Consider the following 19,231-nt stretch of genomic DNA (forward strand, 5'->3'; position numbering starts at 1 on the left):
TTTTGCTTGTTTCCTTGCGACTCGCAAGTAACATAGCAACACCCCGGTCTGGGGAGATTGTTTAAACTCACTTCTTCTATATAGAGAGATATTTATGAGCGTAGTGCCTGTAGCGGACGTACTGCACGGTCGCGTCGCGGTTGACAGTGAAGTCACCGTACGTGGTTGGGTGCGTACCCGCAGAGATTCAAAAGCCGGTCTTTCCTTCGTCGCCGTTTATGACGGTTCCTGCTTTAATCCCGTTCAGGCCGTTGTGAATAATTCTCTGAATAATTATCAGGATGAGGTTCTGCACCTGACCACCGGCTGCTCCGTGATCGTGACCGGCACCGTGGTGGCCTCACCGGGCCAGGGCCAGGCGTTTGAGATTCAGGCGACCCGCGTGGAAGTGACCGGCTGGGTGGACGATCCCGACACCTATCCGATGGCGGCGAAGCGTCACAGCATCGAATACCTGCGTGAAGTGGCGCACCTGCGTCCGCGCACCAACCTGATCGGCGCCGTGGCGCGCGTACGCCATACCCTGGCGCAGGCGCTGCATCGCTTCTTCCACGAAAACGGCTACTTCTGGGTGTCGACGCCGCTGATCACCGCTTCAGACACCGAAGGTGCTGGCGAGATGTTCCGCGTCTCAACGCTGGATCTGGAAAACCTGCCGCGCACGCCGCAGGGCGCCGTGGACTTTAACGAAGATTTCTTCGGTAAAGAGGCCTTCCTGACCGTTTCCGGCCAGCTGAACGGTGAAACCTACGCCTGCGCCCTGTCGAAAATCTACACCTTCGGCCCCACCTTCCGCGCGGAAAACTCCAACACCAGCCGCCACCTGGCGGAGTTCTGGATGCTGGAGCCGGAAATTGCCTTCGCCACGCTGGATGACGCCGCCGCGCTCGCCGAAGCGATGCTGAAATATGTGTTTAAAGCGGTACTGGACGAGCGCGCTGACGATATGGCGTTCTTTGCCGAGCGCGTGGATAAAGAGGCGGTTGAGCGTCTACAGCGCTTTATCTCCACCGACTTCGCACAGGTGGACTACACCGACGCCATTAGCATTCTGGAAAACTGCGGGCAGACCTTTGAGAACCCGGTCTCCTGGGGCATCGATCTCTCTTCCGAGCATGAGCGCTATCTGGCCGAGCAGCACTTTAAAGCGCCGGTGGTGGTGAAAAACTACCCGAAAGATATCAAAGCGTTCTATATGCGCCTTAACGAAGACAATAAAACCGTGGCGGCGATGGACGTGCTCGCGCCGGGCATCGGCGAAATTATTGGCGGTTCGCAGCGTGAAGAGCGTCTCGACGTGCTGGACGCGCGTATGGAAGAGATGGGCCTGAACAAAGAAGATTACTGGTGGTATCGCGATCTGCGTCGCTACGGTACCGTGCCCCATTCCGGCTTTGGTTTAGGCTTTGAACGTTTAATCGCCTATGTCACCGGCGTACAAAATGTAAGGGACGTTATCCCTTTCCCACGTACCCCGCGTAATGCAAATTTCTAAAATTATCTATTAATTATAAGAAATTCATATATATAACGAGGTCGGCACTGCCGGCCTTTTTTTATTTTTGTAAATTATGAGTTCTCTCACAAAGTTCCCCGATATTTACATTTTGTAATACAAATTTTCTTTTAGAAACCAGATTACGAGTTTAGTAGCATTTTCAGTGTGGCATATCCCGCTTCGGGATGGAAAGATGCGTGCAGACACAGGAAGACACCAAACTTCTTTCAGGGTTCCGTAACGGTTTCTTGACGGCAGTGGCAGGTGTCCGAATAAACTCCAATGAGGGTAATAAATAATGATGAAGCGCAACATTCTTGCAGTGGTTATCCCTGCTCTGTTAGCTGCAGGTGCAGCAAACGCAGCAGAAATTTATAATAAAGACGGCAACAAGCTGGACCTGTATGGCAAGGCTGTTGGTCTGCACTATTTCTCTGATAATACTGATAACGATGGCGATAAAACTTATGTTCGCTTCGGCTTCAAGGGTGAAACTCAGATTAACGACCAGCTGACCGGTTACGGTCAGTGGGAATACAACGTTCAGGCTAACAACTCTGAAGGTTCTGACGCTCAGGACGGCAACCGCACCCGTCTGGGCTTTGCCGGTCTGAAATTCGGCGACGCTGGTTCAATCGACTACGGTCGTAACTACGGCGTTGTCTACGACGCCATCGGCTGGACCGATATGCTGCCAGAATTCGGCGGCCACTCTGGCTATTCAGACAACTTTATGAACGGTCGTAGCACCGGCCTGCTGACCTACCGCAACAAAAACTTCTTCGGCCTGGTAGATGGCTGGGACTTCGCGGCACAGTATCAGGGTAAAAACGAGCGTTCTGATAACGATCGTCGTGCTAACGGCGACGGCTGGGGCCTGTCAACCTCTTACACCTCGCCGATCGGCCTGGGTATCGTAGGCGCATACAGCAGCAGCGATCGTACTGACAGCCAGGCTGCAGGTGCGAAAACTACCGTTACTCCTCCTGCTGATGTTGGCGGTGATGGCGTTACCACCACCACAGGCCAGGGCGCTGGCAAGCGTGCTGAGAACTGGGCTACCGCGATCAAATATGACGCGAATAATGTCTACCTCGCGGCGATGTACGGTGAAACCCGTAACTCAACTCCGTTTACAGCAACAGGCACGCTGGCAAACGGTTCAACCTTCACGACTACTGGCTTCGCTAACAAAGCACAGAACATCGAGCTGGTTGCACAGTATCAGTTCGACTTCGGTCTGCGTCCGTCTATCGCCTACGTGCAGTCTAAAGGCAAAGACATCGAAGGCGTGGGCGATGCTGACCTGGTTAAATACATCGACGTGGGCGCAACCTACTACTTCAACAAAAACATGTCGACCTATGTTGACTATCAGATCAACCAGCTGGATGACAACAACCCCCTGGGTCTGAACACCGACGACACCGTAGCAGTAGGCCTGGTTTACCAGTTCTAAGTTACCTGTCGCAGAAAAAACGGAGCTTCGGCTCTTTTTTTTTATGCCTGCTATTCGCCCCTTAGCGGCGCCCTTGTTATGTTTTTCCTGCGCCCGCGTCATCTTCGACGCCCGGCAACGATTTTTTGCGTAAACGGTTGGCAATGCGCAGCGCTGACGTTAACCTGAAGGCTCATTTCGTTAAAGTTCACGCTACTGGACACGACTCATGTTTGAATCTATCTCTGCGGCACCCGCCGATCCTATTCTTGGGCTGGCCGATCTGTTTCGCGCTGATGACCGCCCGCACAAAATCAACCTTGGCATCGGCGTTTATAAAGATGAAACCGGCAATACGCCGGTGCTCACCAGCGTAAAAAAAGCCGAGCAGTATCTGCTGGAAAACGAGACCACAAAAAATTACCTCAGCATTGATGGCCTGGCCGATTTTGCGCGCTGTACTCAGGAGCTGCTGTTTGGCGCAGAGAACCCGCTGATTGTCGCTGGCCGCGCGCGCACCGCGCAGACCCCCGGCGGCACCGGCGCACTGCGCGTTGCGGCAGATTTTCTCGCCACGCAGACAACGGTTAAGCGCGTCTGGGTGAGCAATCCAAGCTGGCCGAACCATAAAAATGTGTTTAACGCAGCGGGTCTGGAGGTGTGCGAATACGCTTACTACGATGCGGAAAACCACCAGCTCGACTTTGACGGCATGCTGGCCGCGCTGCAGGAAGCCAAAGCAGGCGATGTGGTTCTGTTCCACGGCTGCTGCCATAACCCGACCGGCATCGATCCCACGGCAGAGCAGTGGAGCCAGCTGGCGCAGCTATCTCAGGCAAAAGGCTGGCTGCCGCTATTCGATTTCGCCTATCAGGGCTTTGCGCGCGGCCTGAATGAAGATGCGGAAGGCTTGCGTATTTTCGCCGCCTCGCATCAGGAGCTGATTGTCGCCAGCTCTTACTCTAAAAACTTCGGCTTATACAATGAGCGTGTAGGCGCCATCACCCTGGTGGCGGCCGATGCAGCGACCGCTGACACCGCCTTTAGCCAGGTGAAGTACACTATTCGCGCCAACTACTCCAACCCGCCGGCGCACGGCGCCGCGGTAGTGGCAACCATACTCAGCAATCAGGCGCTGCGTACCATCTGGGAGCAGGAGCTGACCGATATGCGTCAGCGCATCCAGCGTATGCGTCAGCTGTTTGTGAATACCCTGGCGGAGAAAGGCGCAACGCGCGATTTCAGCTTCATTATCCAGCAGAACGGCATGTTCTCTTTTAGCGGCCTGACCAAAGATCAGGTTATCCGTCTGCGTGACGAGTTTGCCGTCTATGCGGTCAATTCCGGCCGGGTGAACGTGGCGGGTATGACGCCAGATAATATGTCGGCGCTGTGCGAGGCGATTGTCGCAGTGCTGTAAAACAGCCGCGCATCCCGCCCCCGCGCGGGATGCTTTGCGCTGAGACGCCTGCGTCAGGAGAGAGAATGGGCCGCTACGGCCCATTTTTTATTGCAGAAAAGGATTGCTGATACGTTCACGCCCCAGCGTCGAGATGCTGCCGTGGCCGGGAACAAAGGTAATATCGTCACCCAGCGGCAGCAGCTTCTCTTTAATTGAGGCGATCAAATCCTGATGGCTGCCCTGCGGGAAATCGGTTCGCCCTACGCCGCCGTGGAAAATCACATCGCCGGAAATCAGCAGACGGCCTGCGCGGTCGAAAAAGACGATATGGCCGGGCGTATGCCCCGGCGTATGCAGGATCGCCAGCTCCACCTCCCCGACCTGCACGCTGTCGCCCTCCTCCAGCCAGCGATCTGGCGTAAGGGGCGCACACTCAGCCAGACCAAACATGCGGCTCTGCGTCGGCAGCGCGTCCAGCCAGAAGGCATCCAGCCGGTGCGGGCCAACAACTGGCACCTGATAGTGCGCCGCCAGCTCCGCCGCCGCGCCGACGTGATCCAGATGGCCGTGCGTCAGTAAAATCTGGCGAGGGGTAAGATCGAGCTGCTGGAGCGTTGCGATAATGGTCGCCGCATCGCCGCCGGGATCGACCAGGGCGGCGTCGCGCGTCGCCTCACACCAGATAACCGAACAGTTCTGCGCAAAGGCGGTAACGGGAATAATGTGGTAGTTCATAACGCTCCATGGCCGGCGCACGCAGCGTTGCCGGCGTCATTACCAGTGCCGTACCGGCCCGGTATCAATATGAACGAAGTTGCTGCGAGGATAATATCCTACACCACCCGCGCGCATTGTTAAGGCCGCTTTGCGGATGTTATTCAGCGCAATGCCTTCGATATGAAAATCCATCGCCTGCCCTTTGGTGTGATAGCTGTGCTTCGCTACGCCCGGGCCGCTTTCGCGCAGCATATTGTTGGTCGCCAGCGAGCGATAGCCGGAGACCAGCTGGATCGGCTTGCGGGTTCCCAGCAGCGTCTGCAGTCGATAGATCTGATCAAAGAGATGGGGATCGATGCTTTTCGTCAGATTGGCGCGATAATCGCGGAAAAAGTGGTTCAGGCGAGCCAGCTCGCTCTTATCGTAACTTTTCCCATTAAAAAACTCAGTTTTAAGGGTTTCACCGGTGTGAAGATTGCTCAGCGTCAGCACGCGAGGACGCGACGTTGAAAGCGAGGCGATAGCGGCGTCAGGCAGCAGCGCCATGCCGGCCACAGCCGTTCCGCCAAGAAGCAATTTGCGACGTGTTAAGTTAAAACTGGACATGAAAAACGGTTACCTGAGATTGAAGCCAACGAAATGTGCAAAAACCGCACAAGGCCGAACCATAACCGGCTGGCCGGGTCACGTCAACCGACCTTACTCAGGTTTGTGCGGCGACCCTCATCAGGGTCGCCAGAGTAAAACAGAGCAAAAAAGAGGTGGGTAGAACAACAGCGGTTAAAAATCAAGGATTAGAGCAGTAGCTGCCCTGCGCGCGTGAGCACCTGGCTACCCGAACGCGCCGGATTATCATAATTGTAAATATCTGTGCGGAATTGCGGCTTGCCGTCATCAGCAACCCAGGCGGTCAGATAGTACAAATTGACCGGAATGCGATGGCGGATCGGAACATAACGCGTATCCCCCTGTTTTAGCTGATCGGAGATGCGAGAGTCATTCCAGCCAGCATCCTGCAGCAGCAGTCCCGCCAGCTCTGACGCTTTATTGACGCGCACGCAGCCTGAGCTGAGCGCGCGGATATCGCGCTGGAACAAGGCGTGGTTGGGCGTGTCGTGCAGGTAGATCGCGTCCGAACTCGGCATGTTGAACTTATAGCGGCCCAGCGAGTTGGTGTTGCCCGGCGCCTGGCGCAGGCGATAGGGGAACGACGAGGCGGAGACCATGCTCCAGTCAATCATGCTGGGATCGATAACCTCCGCGTCCGCGCTCCAGCCGGAGAGCAGCGTATAGCCGTGCTTGTAGAGATAGCTCGGATCCTGCTTCACCCTGGGAATGATGTCCTGACGCACCAGCGTCGTCGGCACGTTCCACGGCGGGTTAAGCACCACGTTATTCAGCGCGCTGCGCATCAGCGGCGTTTTACGGTCGGGACGCCCGACAATCACGCGCGACGACAGGATCTTGTTGCCGTTGTTGTAGTAGGTCAGCGAGAAGTTAGGGATATTGACCATGATGCCGTTGTGCATATCGTCCGGCAGCAGACGCAAACGCTGGATATTCAGCGCCAGCAGCGCGGCGCGCATCTGCGGCGTCACGTTAAGCCATTCACGGGTGCGCGGCCCGATAGCGCCGTCGCTGCCGAGCCCTTGCCACTGCTGGAAGCGTTTAACGCCCTCTACCAGCGCGGCGTCATAGACGTTGTCGCTGACCGCATCAGCGGTGCCGTTCTGCACGCTGCCCGCCTGCTGCGGCGTCTGCGCAGCGAGATCGCCCACGCTGGCGGCCGATGGGCTGACCGCCACAGGCTGACCGCTCTGGCTCACCGGAACCGGCGCGGTTGGCACCGCATCGTCCGCAGGGCCCGGCGCGACCGGCTGCGCGGCGAGCATGCCGGTGCGCCGTAAGATTTCGCGCAGCGCCGGAACGTCATCGCTCACCTGACCCGGCCGCAGCGTTTCACGATTCTTCAGCTGGGGCCAGGGGCGCGAGTCGCTCAGCAGCTGCTTCAGCGCGGCGTGCATCGGCGCATATTGCGGATGCTGCGGCACCAGCGAAGCGACAAAGGCAGCGGATCCGCCGGCCAGCACCGCATTTTGCCACTGATTAACTACCGATACCGACGGCTGCGCCAGCTTGTAAGGCACATTGCTGTAGAGCCAGCTTTCGCCCTGCGTCGGTACGCTGGAGACGAACTGCAGATAGCCCAGCATGGCGTCGCTCAGCACCACGTCGCGCGCAAAGCCGGTGATGCCGGGATCGGTCAGACGATCGACCCAGCGCGTAAACTGCGGCTGCACGCCTGACATGGCCACTTCCGCCAGCTGCTGCTGAAACTGCTGCACCGCCGCGCGATCTTGCCACATCGGCTGCATATTGTGCGCCGCGTAGAGGGTTGCCAGCGAGGCCAGATAAAACGGTGGCTCTTTGCCGGCAAAGGCCTGGCGCAGGCGCTGCTGGCTGTCGCTAACTGAAATGGACGCGTGCGTAGTGCCGGGTAACGCGGCAATAACGGCCGCGTGCGTCAGATGCAGCGGCGTAAAGGCCAGCGCTAGTGCCAGAAGCGAAAAAACATAATTGTTGGTTTTATTGGTCAGCAACATCCCTGCCCCCTCATTTGTTTACCACGCAGCGTTTCCTGGATCCGCTGCAATCGGGCTGCTACTCATATGCTGAGTATACAAATAAAAAACGGCATTTGCCTCACAGGACAAATGCCGTTTACAGATTACTGAAAGCGGTAATTTTTGACCAGATTAAACCTGCGAGTTTTCAGCCTCCAGCCCCGCCTGCTCTTCGCTGTCGCGGCGCGTCGCTGGCGCGTCGGCAGAGAAGCCGCGCAGGCCGACCACGTGCACATGCTCCGTGTTATTGAACACTTTACGGACCAGCTTATAGGTGGTGCCTTTTTCCGGGCTGATGTTTTCCGGTGCCGCAATCACCAGCTGCATCTCCAGGCGTTCGCAGAGTTCAAACAGCGTGGCGATAGATCGCGCATCGAGACGCGCCGCTTCGTCGAGGAACAGCAGGCGGCAGGGAGAGATATCCTTGCCGCGCAGGCGGCGCGACTCCTCTTCCCAGCTCTGCACCACCATCACCAGAATCGACATGCCGGTGCCGATCGCCTCGCCGGTCGACAGCGCCCCGCTCTCGGCGCGCAGCCAGCCGTCGGAGCCGCGGTTAACTTCCACTTCCATCTCCAGATAGTTGCGGTAGTCCAGCAGCTCTTCGCCGATGGTCTGCGGCGTGCGCTGACCCATATCAATCTGCGGATTAAGGCGCTGATAGAGCTTCGCCAGCGCTTCAGAGAAGGTCAGGCGGCTGCTGTTAAAGAGATCCTGATGCTGCTCGTGCTCTTCCGACAGGGTATCGAGCAGCGTGGCGTGGGCCTCGCGCACGTTCACGTTAAGCCGCACGCTGCGCACCTGACCGAAGCTCACCATCTGCAGCCCCTGGTTCAGCTGGCGAATGCGGTTCTGCTCGCGCTGAATGGTTTTGCGGATAATATTCGACACGCTGCGCGAGCTGATCGCCAGCGTCTGCTCGCGCGCCGTCAGCTCTTCGGTCAGACGGTTCAGTTCGATCTCCATCTGCTCGATCGCCTCGACCGGATCGTCGGTGCGGATAATATCCTGACGGATGCGTTCGCGCAGATGCTGATAGACGGCGATAAAGAACTGGATCTTGCGCTCTGGCCGCTTCGGATCTTCCGACAGGCGCAGCACGTCGCGCAGATGCTCGTTATCCGCCACCGCCAGGCGCAGCGCACCCAGCGCCTTATCTGACATTGAGCGCAGCTCATCGCCGCTCAGGTAGGCCAGCTCGCGGCGGTGCAGACGTCGCTCAACGCCGTTCTCTTTCACCAGACGCAGCACGCTGCACCAGCCCGCTTTGGCGCTGACCACCTGCTCGCGAATGCGGTGATAGTCGCGCTCCAGCACGCGCAGCCGTTTCTGCAGGTTCTCCATCTCCGCTTCGCAGAAGGTGAGCTGCTTTTCCAGCTGGTTGCGACGCGCGCGGTTGTGGCTCAGCGCGGCGTAAAGCTCGTCGCGGCGAATGCGCGCGCGCTCTTCCGCACTGGCGTCGGCCTGTACGCCGATATCCTGCATCTCCTGCAGCAGCTCTTTCAGCATGTCGCGTTTGGTGTCGTGCGAGCTTTTCAGAGAGGCCAGCACCTGGCTGTACTGCGCCATTTGGGTTCGCTGCTCGCGCAGGCGTTCGCGCGCGCGGCTGCGCTCGCCTTCAGCCTGTTCCAGCTGGCGACGCAGCTTATCGCTGAGATCGTTGTTGCCGTTGAGCATGCCGGCAGAGTCGCCGTAGCTGAAGTGGGCGCGGCGCTGCACCACTTCTGTCAGGGCAAACGCCTGCTGACGCGCGACGCGCTGCTGCTGCTGCGCCTGCTGATAGTCCGCCTGCAGCTGCTCATGCTGCTCGGGATCGCTCTGCAAGACGCCGATCAGCGACTCAAGCTTCGCCAGCTTCGCGCCGTGCTGATGCAGGAAGCGCGCCGCCTCCTGCGCCTCTTCGACCTGCTCGCGGATCTCGTCGCAGCGATCGGCCAGCGTCTCGTCCAGCAGCAGATTAACGCGCGGCAGCAGGCGGTTAAGCTGCGCCACGCCCTCTTTCGCCTGCTCATACTGCTGGCGCTGCTGCTGGTTGTCGCTTTCATGCTGATTCAGCGCGCGCTCCAGCTCGCTGCGGCGCGCGTTGTACTGGCGAATCTGCGCTTCGGGATCTTCTTCAAAGGCGACCGCCAGATGGCTGCCGATAAAACGGCTGAAAGACTGATGCAGACGCTGCGTTTTCTGCACGTCAAACGAGAGCGTGGCGTAGCGCTCCGCGAGGCGATCGCGCTCGTTGTGCAGCAGCTCCAGCTGATTCTCACGCGCGGCGCGGCCGAACAGCGGGATTTTCGGGAAGCGCGAATAGCGCCACTGGCGCTCCGCCACTTTCACGACCACGGCGTTTTGCAGCTCTTCGACGGCGAAAACGCTGTCGTCAAACGACTGCGGATCGCCCTCGATCAGATAGAGATCTTCCGGGCACTCCTCCAGCCCCTCGAGCTGCTCGCGCACCAGCGACAGATCCGGCACCACGATAGCGTGGCGCGACGGACCATAGAGCGCCGAGAAGTAAGGCGCGTCGTCCAGCGTTACGTCGTCGTAGATTTCAGAGAGCAGCACGCCGCCAAAGCGTTCCGCCAGCTGCGTCAGGCGCGCATCTTCTGCGCCGCCGGGCTGGCTCAGACGTTCGATCTGGCGCTCCACGTCGCGTTTGCGCGCGGCGATTTCGTCGCGCTCTACCGTGGTTTCACGCTCGCGCTCCAGCAGCTGCTGCATATATTCGGTAATCTGCTGGCTGTTTTCCAGCGCCTGACCAGTCTGCTCGCTGAGCTGCGTCAGGATCTCCTGCGCCGCCAGCCAGTGTGGCGCGCGCGCGGTCAGGGTGGCGATACGTTCGCGCAGCGACTCCAGCTCCTGACGCATCACCATGCGGCGTTCGCCCGCGTCGGAAACGCTGGCGCTGAGCTGCTCGATCTGCGCTTCCAGCTCGCTATGCAGCCCTTCCAGCGCGTCGGCGTCATAGTGCGCGCCCTGACGCTTGCAGAACTCCGCCAGCAGCCGCTCCGCCTCATGCTGTTCGCGCAGGCGCTGCTCCAGCTCGTTAAGGCGCAGGCGCAGCGACGAGAGCTGCTCGGCGTAGTGACGCTGATTGGCGGCGTCGCGCAGCAGCTCGCGGCCGGTTTGCCAGGCCTCCTGGCGCGGCACGTTGCCTGCGATGCTGGTTACCAGCGCCAGCGCCTGTTCAAACTGGCTGTGCGCCGCTTCCGCCACGCTCAGCTTCTGCTCCAGACGCAGCAGGGTATCGGTCGCTTCCTCTTCGGTCGCCTGGAACCGCTGCTGCCACTCGCTGGCGTTGTCGATGGTGAGATCGGGCAGCTGGCAGAGCGTCCTGGCGCGCTCCAGCGCCTGCAGCGCCTGCTGATACTGAATCGCCCGCGTCTGCTGCACGTCGAGCGCCTGCTGGAAATCGGCCAGCTGGTTTTTCAGCTCGTCCACCTCCAGCTCCGCCGCTTCGACGCGCGCCTCGTTCTCTTCCTGCGCTTCACGCGCTTCCGCCACCACTTCGTTCTGCTCTTCAAGACGATGAGTCAGCTCGTCGAGATCGGCCTCGTAGCGCTCAATTTTTTCCTGCTGGCGCATAGCGGTCTGCACCAGATTCAGATGATCGCTGGCGGCCTGATAGTCCGCTTCCAGATCGTTCTCCGCCCCGCCGTGCTCGGCCAGCTCGCGCGCCATCTCGATATGGCGATACTGCTCCGAGGCCAGCTGTTTGCGGCTGGAGAGGAGATCGCGGCGCAGCTGCAGCGCGCCATCGAGATGGATGCGCCGCTCGTTGGCGTGACGCATATAGTCCGCCGAAACATAGCTGGTGGCTTCGGAGATCAGATGTTTAAACAGGTCGCGATCGGACTGCGTGACGCGAATCGCCTCCAGCGTCATGCGGTTCTCGCGCAGCGCCGCTTCCATATCCTGAAACGCTTTGCGCACGCCGCTGTTTTCCGGCAGCAAATAGTCGCGCAGCGAGCGGGTAATGGCGCTGGAGATACCGCCGTAGAGCGAGGCTTCAATTAGCCGGTAGAATTTGCTGCGATCGCCGGCGGAGCGCAGGCGGCGCGGCACGATACCGTGCTCGAACATCATCGCGTGATAGTCGGTGACCGAGCTGAACTGGCGGAACTGCACCTCTTCCTGCGCTTCAACGCGCTCTTTGACCTCGCTCAGCGGCAGCACGCGCGCCTGACGGCTGTTCATAATCTCGGTCAGCATATCGGTCGGCTGACTATCCATCGGCAGCCCGTGAATGCTGAACGGCTTGATGTCGACCTTTTTATCGCGCCCGGCTACCTGCTGCAGACGAACGCCGGCGATGACGCGCTGGTGACGCGAGTTGATAACGTCGAGCACCGCGTAGCAGACGCCAGCGCGCAGCTTGCCGTGCAGGCCCTTATCGCGCGAGCCGCTGGTCGCGCCCGCTTCCGTGGTGTTACGGAAGTGCAGCAGCGTCAGATCCGGGATGAGCGCCGTTACAAAGGCGGCCATGGTGGTGGATTTGCCTGCGCCGTTACCGCCCGACAGGGTGGTGACCAGTTCGTCGAGATCAAAGGTGCGGGCAAAAAAGCCGTTCCAGTTGATCAGGGTAAGCGAACGAAATTTGCCGCGTTCAATCATGCCTGTTCTTCCTCCGCGCTATCACTCGCGTCGCTGTCAATATCATCCTGCTCGCTGGTCGCGCTCACGCTGTCGAGCGCCATGGCTTCGCCGTCGCGGATCAGACGCAGCTGCGCCTCGCGCGGATCGTCGCCGCTGCGCACGTCGGCACCAAAGCGGAACACCGATTCGGTAATGCGGAATTTGCTGCTGTCGTTGCCCATAAACCACACCATGCCGAGTCGGCGCAGTCGGCTCAGCGAGGCGCGCATTTTCTCCTGCAGCCTGGCCCGATCGAGATCGGAGCCGGTCGAGCGCTGGTTCACCAGCTTGAGCAGCTTATTCTCGTCGGCGAGCGTCAGCAGTTCGTCATAGAGCTCCTGCTGGGTAAAGATGCCCTCGTTCGCCAGACGCTCCGGGCTGAGGTAGAGATAGCAGAGCAGCTTGCCCACCATCATATCCAGCTCGGAGAGCACCGAGCGCGGGATCAGGGTGGTAGAGCGCGGACGCAGATAGAAAAAGCCCTCTGGCGCGCGAATAAGCTCGACGTTGTAGCGGGCGTAAAACTCTTCCAGGAAGGTCTGGTAGTCCATCAGAAAAGCGTGCTGGTCCAGCTCTTCAATGCCGATATGGCGACCGGCGCGCAGCTGGCTGTCGAGCGCGGGAAAAATCGGGTTCGCCAGTGCCTGCGCCAGCTTAAGCGGCATCACTTGTTCAATATTTGTCGATGACATGTGCCTGCACCTTGGCTCCGTAATCATTAATGGCCTGCCACTGCGCGGGCAGGCCGGCTAAATCGGCTTCCGCCACGCCGAGACGCACCGCCTGATCGACCACGATACGCGCCAGATCAAAGTGGCGCGCGCGCGGATACTGGGCAAGATAGTCGCGCATCACCGTGGCGAGGTTGAGCGGTTTCTGTTCAGATTTGTAGCTCAGCAGCGCCTCTTCAATCATCGCCGCCAGCTGTTCGCGGATTTCGTTAAACTCTTCATATTCCAGCTCGGCGGGCAGTTCGCCCATTACCTCGTCGTTGCGCAGCGTCAGATCCTCGTCGCGCATATCGAACAGGCGATCGGCGCTGGCGTAGGTGAGCACCCACGGCTGGTCGAAGTAGTTCTGCACCGACTGGCGCAAGCGCTGCGCGAATACGCGGTTCTTGTCCATGTCGATGGCGGTTCGAATAAATTTATGGACGTGGCGGTCATAGCCGATCCACAGGTCAATCGCCTGCTGGCCCCAGCTGATAATGCGATCCAGCTTGTTTTGCAGGTCAAATACCAGCTTATCGACGAAGCCGAGATCGGGGCTGCTGAGGGTGGCGTCCTGAATGCGCAGCAGATTGGCCTGCAGCTTGTCGCCCGCCGCCTCCAGCGTATCCTGCAGCTCGCGCAGCGTGCCGGAGGTTTCCGACAGCAGCATTTCACAGCTGGAGATCGCCGCGCGCCAGTCTTTGTTCAGCAGATCGGCGATATCGTTCTTCACCGCCTGCTGCTGTTCATCCATCAGGCGCTGCGTCATGTCGATACTGTCGAAAATCTCCGCCACGGAATATTTCAGCGGCGCGAAGACGTTGCGGTGCCAGTGGAATTCATCACCATCCTCTTCCGCCGCATCGGCGGCGCGCTTCAGCTCGCCCGCCACGATCGACAACTGCATCGACAGGCGCAGCGTCGAAAACTCGCGCTGGCGGATATAGTAGTCAGTGATGCCGATCGCCAGCGGCGTCAGACGATAAATGGCGTGGCCTTCCGTCATCTCGCTGGTAAAGCGGTTGATCAGGCGCTGCCGCACCATATCGTTGATGGCGTTATTGGCGCGCACCATCACGGTTTCATGGGTTTGCTCAAAGGCTTTGCTGACGTGCTGGAAAGCGTCGATCAGCTCTCCCTCACTCATTTCGCCATCCATACGCTCGCCGTTCAGGGTGGCGATGGCCAGCAAAAAGGCCAGACGATCGACCGGCAGCGCAAGGGAAAAGTCGTTCTTGCGCGCCCAGCTGACCAGCTCGGGTACCGTCTGGGAAAATTCACTCATAGTTCGTCCTTCTGCCCTGGTTTACGCGCAGTCACGTGGATATAACGTCCCAGGCTTAAAAAGGGTTCCTGGCGACAGTAGCGTCGCTCCATCTCAAGAATGCTCGCATCGCCTCCGCCGTCCGCCGGCGGGGCTTTCATATAGTCGCTGAAGACGCGCACCCCCGTACGCTGTTCGATATCGAAGCCGCAGGCGGTGAGCCAGCGGTAGACATCGTCCGGATCGCGCGGGTAGTCGGGCGACAGGGAACGCTTCTTCTGCTTCGCCATATTGACGCGCAGATAGCCGAAGTTTCCCAGCGTCAGATTGCGAAACACCAGACTGTGGCGGTTAAAAAACATCAGCGACATCACGCCGCCGGGACGCAGCGCGTCAAACAGCGCCTGCAGCGCTTTTTCAGGCTCGGCGACCCACTCAAGCACAGCGTGAAACAATACCAGATCCACCGGCGTATCCAAATGCTCGCCCACCTGCTGCACGGCGATTTGTCTGAATTGCATGTTGTGGCTCACATCCTGCGCTTCGGCATGCTGCTGCGCCCGGCGCAGCATCTCCGCCGAGAGATCGCAGAGCAGGATCTGGTGGCCGCGCTGCGCCAGCCCGCTGGAGATTTGCCCCAGTCCGCCGCCAGCATCCAGCACGCGCAGCGGCGCCGCGCCGAGCGTCGGCAGAATCGTCTCCAGCTCGTCCCAGAGGATCGCCTGACGCACCATCCCCTTGGTGGTGCCGTAAATATTTTGCGAAAATTTTTCCGCGAGATCGTCGAAGTTACGATCCTGCATGGCGTGGGCTCCGGTATGCTGCGCTCAGACTTGTGCTATTTTGTCACAGGCTCATGAAGAATGAACCTTTCATCCCCTTCTTCCTTTCCAGCTGCTGTTTTTTCGGACAACAAGGAGTTTTTTTGATGTTTTTTGGACTGAAAAAACTGGTGGGTGGGCTGTTGATGCCTTTACCCATGCTGCTGCTGTTGATGGCAGCGGGTATTTTACTGCTTTGGTTTAGCCGCTGGCATAAAAGCGGCAAAATTTTAGTCTCCCTGAGCTGGGCGCTGCTGCTACTGCTGAGCCTGCAGCCCGTCGCCGATCGCCTGCTGCTGCCGCTGGAGTCGCGCTACGCGACCTGGAACGGCGACCAGAAGGTCGATTTTATCGTGGTACTGGGCGGCGGCTATACCTTTAATCCCGACTGGGCACCGAGTTCGAACCTGATCGGCAACAGTCTGCCGCGCGTCGCTGAAGGCGTCCGCCAGTGGCGACGCAACCCGCAGGCGACGATGATCTTTACCGGCGCCGCCGCCGGACAGAATCCCGTCAGCAACGGTCAGGTCGCCGCCTCGGTGGCGCTGAGCCTGGGCGTGCCGCCGGATCATATTCTGGTGCTGGACCAGCCGAAAGATACCGAACAGGAGGCGCGCGCGGTGCGCGGCGTCGTCAGCCAGCGGCCCTTTCTGCTGGTCACCTCCGCCAATCATATGGCACGCGCCCTGAATTTCTTTCACGCCGCCGGCTTAACGCCGCTTGTCGCGCCGGCTAATCAGCTGGCAATTACCTCGCCGCTCAACTGGTGGGAGCGCGCGATGCCTTCCCCGCTCTGGCTGAGCCACAGCGAGCGCGTCGTCTATGAGGCGCTGGGACAGGCGTGGCAGTGGCTTAAAGGCGGCGGCGCGCCTTCAGCCCAGCCAGGGCAGTAGCTGCGCCCGGGCGTAATCAAAGCGTGCGCGATCAAACTCGCCATACTGCACCAGCCCCTCAATGCAGTCCCACAGCTGATAAAGCCAGCGCCGCCAGAGAAAGCCTTCAGAAACCGGCGCGCACTGTAAATAGCGCGCCATCAGCGCCTGTTCCGCCGGGCTTTCGCCCAGCTGCCTCAGCTCATATTCGCGCGGCCCCCATAAAATAGCGCCGGGCTGGGTCATCGCCAGCAGCTGATCGCTACGCGCATTTTTGACGATGCTGGTCAGGCGCAGATTGCCATGCAGCATGACGCAGGGATCGTCGAAGTCGCGAAAGAGGTGCGCCAGCTGCTCGCGGCTGCGGAAAAGTACCTGGCGGTCGGCAAAAGTGAAGGCGGGTGGCTGCAGATAGCTGAGCGTGGACCAGAGCACTTCCACGCGCTGGTGAAACCAGGCAGGCCAGCTGTTCTGCTGGGTGCTGTCAACGGTGCCCACCAGGCCGTGGCTGCTGATGCGATGCCAGGCGAGCAGCCCCTCCACCACCTCTTCGCACAGCTGCTGCCAGCGAGCGGCGTCGCGGGTCGGCGCCTCGGCGGAGACGCCGTTGAGGCGCGCCATCAGCAGCATTTCATGCACCGGCGGCTGCTGGCTCAGCACCAGGCCATAGACCGCCGGCACGGCGATTAGCCCTTCATGGCCGAGCAGCGCCAGCTTTTTCGCCTCCAGCGCAGCGCGTCCCTGATGACGGAAATATTTCGCCACCAGCGGCATCGGTTTGTCCTGGCGATCGTAGAGCGCATAAAGCCGCGTCGGCGGCTGTTCGCTGATGGTTTCGAGCCGGCCAACCGTCTCGCCTAACACCAGCGACAGTTCAGATTTGAGACTTTCCATGCATCCTCCTCAAGGAAAACATCACACCATCCTGGAGGCCTCAGCGGGCAAAAATATGGAAACAGATCAATAAAAGCGTCGGGGATGGCTCCCCGACGCCGTTAGCCCTGCAGCGCGGCGCGCACGCGCGCCAGATCTTCTGGCGTATCCACGCCTGTTCCCGGCACGGTTTCCGCAACGGCAACATGGATCTTTTCGCCATACCAGAGCACGCGAAGCTGCTCCAGCAGTTCGATACGCTCCAGCGGGCAAGGTGCCCAGGCGACGTAGCGACGAATAAAACCGGCGCGATAGGCGTAGATGCCGATGTGGCGCAGCAGCGTATCGCCGATCGCCTCGCGGGAGGCGGCGTAGCGCTCGCGATCCCAGGGAATGGTGGCGCGTGAGAAATAGAGTGCATAGCCCTGCGCGTCCATCACCACCTTCACTGCGTTGGGGTTAAACGCCTCTTCCGCATCATGAATCGGCACCGCCAGCGTTGCCATGCCCGCCTGCGCGCCCGCCAGGTTCGCCGCCACCTGGCGTACGATTTCCGGTGGGATCAGCGGCTCGTCGCCCTGCACGTTGACGATAATCTCATCGTCGGCGAATCCGCAGGTTTCGATCACCTCAGCCAGCCGCTCGGTGCCCGACTGATGGTCAGCGCGCGTCATGCAGACTTCACCGCCCGCCGCTTCAACCGCCGTTTTCACATCCGGATGGTCGGTGGCGACAATCACGCGGCTGGCGCCGGAGGCGCGCGCGCGCTCCATCACATGAACGATCATCGGCTTACCGGCGATATCGACCAGCGGTTTGCCGGGCAGGCGCGTTGAGGCGTAGCGCGCGGGAATAATCGCCGTGAAACTCATGGGTGGATCTCTTCCACGGCGAGGGTGCGCGCTTCGTTTTCCAGCAGCACTGGAATACCGTCGCGTACCGGAAAGGCCAGCGCGTCAGGTTTGCAGATCAGCTCCTGCTGGGCATTGTTGTAGTAAAGCTTGCCGTTGCACACCGGGCAGGCAACAATTTCGAGTAAACGGTGATCCATATGTCCTCCATTGCGGACCGATTGCATAAGGCGCTAAGGATACCATAGCGCAGTGTCTCAGCGTGCGCGGAAAGCAGCCGCGAAACTGCGGCGCAGACCGCAAAGCTCAGGAATCGAGCGCCCAGGCGGCAGGCCAGTGCGGCCGCAGCGCGGCGGGCATCTGTTCGAACAGCACACTCTGCGCCTCCTGCCAGGCCGCAAAGCGCTCAATCGCCTGGCGGATATCCCTGACGAATGCGGCGGTAACGCGCACCTCCGGCTCCAGCCAGAAATTCTTAATCACCAGCTGCCGCGCCTGACGCTGCATGCGGGCGTCCAGCCTGGCCTTGATCGCGCCGCGATGCAGCACCGGCAGGACGAAATAGCCGTACTTGCGCTTCGCCTCCGGCGTATAGCATTCGATGCGGTAGTCGAACTGGAACAGCTCCCGCGCGCGCCGCCGATCCCAGACCACAGGATCGAACGGCGACAGAATGGCGCTGTGCGTGGCGTTAAGCGGCGCGTCGAGCAGCGGCAGCAGATCGCAGTGCAGCCACATTTCGCCCAGTCCGGCTACCTCGACCGGTATAATCTCGCCCCCCTGGCGCGCCCTCTCCAGGTAAGGCTTCAGCGCCACCCGTTTGAGACGGTAGTAATCGGGCAGCCAGGCGGCGCGGAAAATACCGAGACTGCGCGCGCTGTTGCGCAGCATTTCCCACTGCGCGTCCGCTTCGCTGAGCGCGTGCAGCGCATCCTGCCACTCCGGCAGCACGCGCGAACGCAGATCGTAGACCCGCTGAAAATTGCGCCGCTCGCTGACCATCAGCTCGCCGGCGCTGAAGAGATTTTCCAGATGACGCTTGTGCGGCTTCCAGGCCCACCAGCCGGGTTTGTGACTGGCGCCGCTGGTGAAGTCGGCGGCGCGAACCGGCCCCCGCTCGGCAATATGCCGCAGCAGCTCGTCGATCTCCTGCTGATGCTCCTGCATCCACCGGGCGTTATATTTCCAGCCGAGGCGCTCAGGTTCGAGCATGCGGTGGCGCAGCAGCCGGAAATCTTCGCGCGGGATAAAGCAGGCTTCGTGCGCCCAGTACTCAAACAGTTCGCCCTGCGCCAGCGCCTCTTCCAGCCAGCGCGGCGGGTAGCTGCCGAGGCGGCTGAACAGCACCAGCCAGGGGCTACGGGCGACGACGTGAATAGTATCGATTTGCAGCAGCGACATGCGCCGCACCGTGGCGAGCAGATCCGGGTAGCGCGCGCGTTTCAATGGCGTGCGCAGCAGACCCTGCGCCGCCAGATGAAGATTTCTTGCCTGTTGAAGCGAAAGCGAAAGCGTGGTGTTCATTCCCTTCC

General features: G+C 60.0%; 15 protein-coding genes. 4 read left to right on the forward strand and 11 right to left on the reverse strand.

Annotation, left to right across the window (positions count from 1 at the left end; translation table 11 throughout):
- Positions 1–94: 94 nt before the first annotated feature.
- From asnS to LB453_RS15350, 3 genes are all read left to right on the forward strand, one after another.
- Positions 95–1,495, forward strand: coding sequence for an asparagine--tRNA ligase (gene asnS, locus LB453_RS15340; protein ID WP_103795370.1), 1,401 nt, complete (start codon positions 95–97; stop codon positions 1,493–1,495).
- Positions 1,496–1,796: 301 nt separating this feature from the next.
- Complete coding sequence (gene ompF / locus LB453_RS15345; protein ID WP_103795368.1) at positions 1,797–2,957, forward strand: porin OmpF; 1,161 nt, start codon at positions 1,797–1,799, stop codon at positions 2,955–2,957.
- A 208-nt stretch (positions 2,958–3,165) separates the two neighbouring features.
- Positions 3,166–4,356: an amino acid aminotransferase gene (locus tag LB453_RS15350; protein ID WP_103795367.1), complete on the forward strand. Its 1,191-nt coding sequence runs from the start codon at positions 3,166–3,168 to the stop codon at positions 4,354–4,356.
- 87 nt (positions 4,357–4,443) lie between these two features.
- On the opposite strand, the gene LB453_RS15355 is transcribed toward LB453_RS15350, so the two are convergent.
- From LB453_RS15355 to cmoM, 7 genes are all read right to left on the reverse strand, one after another.
- Positions 4,444–5,073 (reverse strand): MBL fold metallo-hydrolase, encoded by a 630-nt coding sequence (locus LB453_RS15355; RefSeq protein ID WP_103795366.1) that lies wholly within the window; start codon positions 5,071–5,073, stop codon positions 4,444–4,446.
- A 39-nt stretch (positions 5,074–5,112) separates the two neighbouring features.
- Positions 5,113–5,661, reverse strand: coding sequence for a YcbK family protein (locus LB453_RS15360; protein WP_103795365.1), 549 nt, complete (start codon positions 5,659–5,661; stop codon positions 5,113–5,115).
- A 188-nt stretch (positions 5,662–5,849) separates the two neighbouring features.
- Positions 5,850–7,658 carry a L,D-transpeptidase gene (ldtD, locus tag LB453_RS15365; protein WP_103795364.1) on the reverse strand — a complete coding sequence of 603 codons (1,809 nt, stop codon included), beginning with the start codon at positions 7,656–7,658 and terminating at the stop codon, positions 5,850–5,852.
- A 153-nt stretch (positions 7,659–7,811) separates the two neighbouring features.
- Complete coding sequence (gene mukB / locus LB453_RS15370; RefSeq protein ID WP_103795363.1) at positions 7,812–12,287, reverse strand: chromosome partition protein MukB; 4,476 nt, start codon at positions 12,285–12,287, stop codon at positions 7,812–7,814.
- Entirely contained in the window at positions 12,284–13,000 is a 717-nt protein-coding gene (gene mukE / locus LB453_RS15375) for a chromosome partition protein MukE (protein WP_033789292.1), read from the reverse strand. The genes mukB and mukE overlap by 4 nt, the downstream gene beginning before the upstream one ends.
- On the reverse strand, positions 12,981–14,303 hold the full coding sequence (gene mukF / locus LB453_RS15380; protein WP_103795362.1) for a chromosome partition protein MukF: 1,323 nt from the start codon (positions 14,301–14,303) through the stop codon (positions 12,981–12,983). The genes mukE and mukF overlap by 20 nt, the downstream gene beginning before the upstream one ends.
- The gene (cmoM, locus tag LB453_RS15385) at positions 14,300–15,085 is read right to left on the reverse strand and encodes a tRNA uridine 5-oxyacetic acid(34) methyltransferase CmoM (protein ID WP_103795361.1); all 786 of its coding nucleotides are present in this window, start codon (positions 15,083–15,085) and stop codon (positions 14,300–14,302) included. Before cmoM ends, mukF begins: the two co-directional genes overlap by 4 nt.
- A gap of 125 nt (positions 15,086–15,210) precedes the next feature.
- Between cmoM and elyC the strand changes: the two genes are divergently transcribed.
- Positions 15,211–15,996: an envelope biogenesis factor ElyC gene (gene elyC / locus LB453_RS15390; RefSeq protein ID WP_103795360.1), complete on the forward strand. Its 786-nt coding sequence runs from the start codon at positions 15,211–15,213 to the stop codon at positions 15,994–15,996.
- Here elyC and LB453_RS15395 read toward each other — a convergent pair.
- From LB453_RS15395 to LB453_RS15410, 4 genes are all read right to left on the reverse strand, one after another.
- Positions 15,976–16,869: a fructosamine kinase family protein gene (locus tag LB453_RS15395; RefSeq protein ID WP_103795359.1), complete on the reverse strand. Its 894-nt coding sequence runs from the start codon at positions 16,867–16,869 to the stop codon at positions 15,976–15,978. The two genes, elyC and LB453_RS15395, sit on opposite strands and share 21 nt — an antisense overlap.
- Before the next feature lie 101 nt (positions 16,870–16,970).
- Positions 16,971–17,720, reverse strand: a complete 750-nt coding sequence (gene kdsB, locus LB453_RS15400; RefSeq protein WP_103795358.1) for a 3-deoxy-manno-octulosonate cytidylyltransferase — start codon at positions 17,718–17,720, stop codon at positions 16,971–16,973.
- Complete coding sequence (locus tag LB453_RS15405) at positions 17,717–17,899, reverse strand: Trm112 family protein (RefSeq protein ID WP_033751266.1); 183 nt, start codon at positions 17,897–17,899, stop codon at positions 17,717–17,719. The genes kdsB and LB453_RS15405 overlap by 4 nt, the downstream gene beginning before the upstream one ends.
- A gap of 106 nt (positions 17,900–18,005) precedes the next feature.
- Positions 18,006–19,223, reverse strand: coding sequence for a winged helix-turn-helix domain-containing protein (locus tag LB453_RS15410; RefSeq protein WP_103795357.1), 1,218 nt, complete (start codon positions 19,221–19,223; stop codon positions 18,006–18,008).
- Between the last annotated feature and the right edge of the window lie 8 nt (positions 19,224–19,231).

Origin of the sequence: Pantoea agglomerans (assembly GCF_020149765.1) — a bacterium.
GTDB lineage: Bacteria > Pseudomonadota > Gammaproteobacteria > Enterobacterales > Enterobacteriaceae > Pantoea > Pantoea alvi.